This is a genomic window from Nonomuraea sp. NPDC004702, from assembly GCF_053601695.1.
Genome location: NZ_JBSGCE010000206.1, coordinates 1 through 1,027 on the forward strand (window position 1 = coordinate 1; position 1,027 = coordinate 1,027).

Genomic DNA, 1,027 nt, shown 5'->3' on the forward strand with positions numbered 1-1,027 from the left:
ACAGCCAGGGCTTGATCAATGGAGAGGCCTCCGCTGTGGTGTAGGTGTCGAATCTGCACCAGACGCGGAGGCCTCGTGTCCCACCGTAACGCCCGACTGACCGTTCACGGTCGGCGGCTGCTCATCCAACGCGTCCTGTCCGGCCGTCCCGTCGCCCACGTAGCGGCCGAGATGGGCATCTCCCGGCCCACCGCCTACAAATGGCTACGCCGCTGGCGCACCGAAGGCGAGGCAGGCCTGCACGACCGGCCCAGCCGCCCGCACACCACCCCGCACCGCACCGCCCCGGACCTGGAAGCGCAGGTGTGCCAGCTACGCACCAGCCGCAAGCTCGGCCCGCCCCGCATCGGCCCCATCCTGGGCCTGCCCGCCTCCACCGTGCACCGCATCCTGACCCGCCACAACCTGCACCGCCTGGCATGGCTGGACCGGCCCACCGGCCGGCCGATCCGCCGCTACGAACGCGACCGGCCCGGAGAGCTCGCGCATGTCGACGTCAAGAAACTCGGCCGCATCCCCGACGGCGGCGGCTGGCGCATCCACGGCCGCGACCAACGCAGCCACGACCGCACCCACACCCTCGGCTTCGACTACATCCACTCGGCCGTCGACGACCACACCCGCCTGGCCTACAGCGAGGTCCACCCCGACGAGAAGGCCGCCACCCGCGCCGCCTTCCTCCGCCGCGCCGCCACCCACTTCGCCGGCCTGGGCATCACCCACATCGAACGCGTACTCACCGACAACGCCTGGAGCTACCGCAAAGCCACCGCCTGGCGCCAGGCCCTGGCCGACCTCGGCGCCACCGGCAAACACACGCGCGCCTACCGCCCACAGACCAACGGCAAGGTCGAACGCTTCAACCGCACCCTGCTCGACGAATGGGCATACGTCCGCCCCTACCGAAGCAACGACGAACGCACCATCGCCCCGCAAGACTTTCTCCACACCTACAACCACCATCGATGCCACACCGCACTCGGCGGCCACCCACCGATCACCCGCGTCAACAACCCTGCGGGTCAAT

The 1,027-nt window shown here is 70.0% G+C and carries 1 protein-coding gene; it reads left to right on the top strand.

Going from position 1 to position 1,027, the window contains the following annotated elements; all coding sequences use genetic code 11:
- Nucleotides 1-75 precede the first annotated feature (75 nt).
- Nucleotides 76-1,027 (top strand): IS481 family transposase (locus ACWEJ6_RS54775; protein ID WP_452433721.1); only part of this gene is annotated, 952 nt, incomplete at its 3' end.